General features: G+C 62.6%; 4 protein-coding genes. 3 read left to right on the top strand and 1 reads right to left on the bottom strand.

Features of this window, described 5'->3' with window-relative positions:
* Positions 1-206: response regulator (locus VEK15_29700; GenBank protein ID HXV64909.1), on the top strand; the 206-nt coding region annotated here is incomplete at its 5' end.
* A gap of 3 nt (positions 207-209) precedes the next feature.
* Here the strand turns inward: VEK15_29700 and VEK15_29705 are convergent.
* Positions 210-812, bottom strand: a complete 603-nt coding sequence (locus tag VEK15_29705) for a BON domain-containing protein (protein ID HXV64910.1) — start codon at positions 810-812, stop codon at positions 210-212.
* A gap of 69 nt (positions 813-881) precedes the next feature.
* On the opposite strand from VEK15_29705, the gene VEK15_29710 reads away from it, so the two are divergent.
* Positions 882-2,357 (top strand): magnesium chelatase, encoded by a 1,476-nt coding sequence (locus VEK15_29710; GenBank protein HXV64911.1) that lies wholly within the window; start codon positions 882-884, stop codon positions 2,355-2,357.
* A 3-nt stretch (positions 2,358-2,360) separates the two neighbouring features.
* Positions 2,361-3,620: a VWA domain-containing protein gene (locus VEK15_29715; protein HXV64912.1), complete on the top strand. Its 1,260-nt coding sequence runs from the start codon at positions 2,361-2,363 to the stop codon at positions 3,618-3,620.
* Positions 3,621-3,684: the final 64 nt, after the last annotated feature.

A 3,684-nucleotide genomic window follows, 5' to 3' on the forward strand; every position in this document is an offset into this window, starting at 1 on the left:
ATGCCCTCATCACCGACCTGGATCTGCCCGACGGCACCGGGTTGGACCTTCTGGAATCGGTTCGCCACCTCCGCCCGAGAATGCGCTCGATTCTGATCACGGGCTACGGCTGCAGCGCGATCCGCAAACAAGCCTTCGAGCTCGAGCACGTGGCCTATTTCGAGAAGCCGTTCGACCCCCAAGAGCTCCTGGCGGCTCTGGATTAGCTGCTAGCTCCCCTCGGTCGAGACCGCGAGGCGGTCGTCGACGTTTCGCACGCCCTCGACGCTCTCGACGCGAACGAGGATTCTTTCGCGAAGCTCCTCGCTGGGAACGGAGCCGCTCAGGCTCACCGTGCCCGCCGAGACCGAGACGCCGAGCTCGAGCTTCCGCAGCTCCCGGTCGAGGTGGAGCGCCGCCCGGATCTTGGCGAGAAGAGCGAAGTCGTCGAGCCGCTTCCCGAGGCTTTTTTCTTCTCTATCGCTCGGCTCGGCTCGTTCGTCGGGGTCGACGGTCAGGTCGTTCTCGACGTTTTCGACGCCGGCGACGTGGCTCGCGAGCTCCGACGCGGCCTCCTTTTCCTCGAGGCTCTGGACGCGCCCGCTCAGCTTCACCGTGCCCTCGTCAGCCGAAACGTGGAGCTCTCGCCGGGACAAGTCCTTGTGAAGGGCGATCGCGGCCTTGACCGAGCCCACTACCGTGGCGTCCTCTATGGCACGCTCGACGAGCGGCAAATGGCCCGAGCGGTAGAGATGGTAGGCCGAGAGCGCGCCGGCAACGAGAAGAAGGAGAAGAATTCCCCGGATGACCAGCCGAACGAGCGCGCCCATCATGATTCTCTCGATCGGCCCAAGCTTATCGTAGCGTGCCGCGGCGAGCGAGCGTGTCTATAATTGGGGCCTATGCGAGAAATGAGAACCTTGGGCGAGCTCTCGAAATCCAGCCATGGCGAAAGGCGCAATCGTGGGGTGCGGGACGAGATTCGAGAGAATCTGATCCGAAGGATGCGCGCCGGAGAGGAGCTCTTTCCCGGTATCGTCGGCTACGAGGAGTCGGTGGTGCCGCAGATCGTGAACGCGCTTCTTTCGCGGCACCATTTCATTCTTCTCGGGCTCCGCGGGCAGGCGAAGACGCGGATCATTCGCGGCCTCTCACGCTTTCTCGACGAGAAGATTCCCGTGATCGAAGGCTGCGAGATTCACGACGACCCCTATCGGCCGATCTGCCTCGCCTGCCGGAGACTCGTCAGCGAGCGTGGGGACGAGACCCCGATTCGATGGTTGCCTCGGGAGGCTCGTTACGTAGAGAAGCTCGCGACGCCGGATGTGACCATCGCCGACATGATCGGCGACCTCGATCCGATTCGCGCGGCGAAGAGCGGCCTGCATCTGTCCGACGAGCTCACGATCCACTACGGGCTGGTCCCGCGCGCTCACCGCGGGATCTTCGCCATCAACGAGCTTCCCGACCTCGCGGCGAAGATTCAAGTGGGTCTGTTCAACATCCTCCAGGAGGGAGACGTCCAGATCAAAGGTTATCCCGTGCGCCTGCCGCTCGATTTGCTCATGGTCTTCACCGCCAATCCCGAGGACTACACCGCCCGCGGCCGCACCATTACGCCGCTGAAGGATCGCATCGGAGCGGAGATCCGCACGCATTACCCCGCGACCCTCGAGCAGGGGGTTGCGATTACCCGCAGCGAGGCCTGGACCGAACGGGCGCAGCAGGGCACCCCGGTCGTGATTCCCTATTACCTGCGGGAGATCGTGGAAGAAGTCGCCATTCAGGCCCGCGGCGATCGGCGTGTCGACAAACGTTCGGGCGTGAGCCAGAGGCTGCCGATCACGCTTCTGGAAAGCGTCGTGTCGAGCGGGGAACGGCGTGCGCTTCTCGATGGGGACGAGGGCGCGGTACCGAGAGTGTCGGACATCTATGCGTCGCTTCCCGCCATCACCGGAAAGCTCGAGCTCGAGTACGAAGGCGAGCTCAAGGGAGCCGAAACCATAGCGAGGGAGTTGATCCGCCGCGCGGTGGGCAGAATCTTCCAGAAATACGCGAGCGGAGCGGATTTTACTCCGGTGGTCGAGTGGTTCGACCGAGGAGGCTACCTTCGGCTTCCCGACTCCGGCTCCGCGAGCGACGCGCTCGGTGCGCTTCGCAAGATTCCGGGGCTGCTCGAGCGCACGTCCATCGTCAACGCCGACGAGACGACGTCCGCGGGCGAGCGTCTGGCCGCCGCCGAGTTCCTTCTCGAAGGACTGGTGGGTCTGAAGCGGGTCTCCCGCAGCGAGGAGCGTGGCTATCACGGAAGCGAAGAGCGTCGCACCGAGATCGGCTACGAGGACGCCATCGACAGCCAGAAGACGCATTTGAACTAGCCAATGTCGAGAACGAAGTACAGCCGATACACTCCCGATCCGTTCGACGATCTATCGATGTCCGATTTGATCGACGAGCTCTCGGACTATTTGCTCCAGAGCGGTTTTGCCGATCCTTTCGGATTCACCGAGCTGTCGGACCACACGATGCAGGCGCTTCGCGAGGCCGTGCTCCGGGCGCTGCTTCGCGAGGGAAAGCTCACCCGAGAGGACATCGACCGTCTCATGGGAGATGCCGAGAATTTCGAGGACTCCGAGCTCCGGGAATTTCTGGATCGTCTGATCCAGCGGATGCAGGACGAGGGATACATCCGCGTCAGCGAGCCGAACCCGGACTTGACCGCGGCCGGTGACCCCGAGGCGAACGAGCTCGGTGACGTGTCTCCGCCACGGTCGGGCCCCCGTTTCGAGCTGACCGACAAATCGATCGACTTTCTGGGATTCAAGTCATTGAGAGGGCTCCTGGGTGGGCTGGGAAAAGCGAGCTTCGGCCAGCACGAGACGAAAGAGCTTGCGACCGGCGTCGAGATCGTGGGTAGCTCGAAGCCCTACGAGTTCGGTGACACGCTCAATCTGGACGTGGGCGCGACGCTGCTGTCCGCCGTCAGCCGCAACGGGCTCGGGGTTCCGGTGGATCTCGCCTATCAGGACCTTCACGTGCATCAATCCGAGTACCGGAGCTCGTGCGCCACGGTTCTGATGCTCGATTGCAGTCACAGCATGATCCTCTATGGCGAGGATCGGTTCACTCCGGCGAAACGGGTGACGCTGGCGCTCGCACACCTCATCCGAACGCAGTTTCCCGGTGACAACCTCCATCTGGTCCTGTTTCACGACAGCGCCGAGGAAGTCCCCATGGCCCGACTCGCATCGGTGCGGGTGGGGCCGTTTCATACCAACACCGCCGAGGGGCTTCGACTGGCCCAGGAGATTTTGCTTCGTGACCGGTCCGACATGCGGCAGATCATCATGATTACCGACGGGAAGCCCTCGGCGCTCACCCTCGAGGACGGCCGCATCTACAAGAACCCCTTCGGCCTCGATCCTCTGATTCTCGATCAGACCTTCAAGCAGGTGGTCGAGTGTCGGCGCAAGGGAATCCTGATCAATACGTTCATGCTCGCTCGCGACTACTCACTCGTCGGTTTCGTCAAGAAGGTGACGGAAATCGTCAAAGGGAAGGCCTACTTCACCACCCCGGCGTCGCTCGGCCAGTACGTCTTGATGGACTACGTCAACAAGAAGATGAAGACGGTGCATTAGCCGTCGAGTTTCCCCATAGACCGGCTACTGCAGGGTGTAGGGTGGCGGGTGCGCCACGTCCAGG

It is taken from the genome of Vicinamibacteria bacterium (assembly GCA_035620555.1).
In the GTDB taxonomy this organism is placed as follows: domain Bacteria; phylum Acidobacteriota; class Vicinamibacteria; order Marinacidobacterales; family SMYC01; genus DASPGQ01.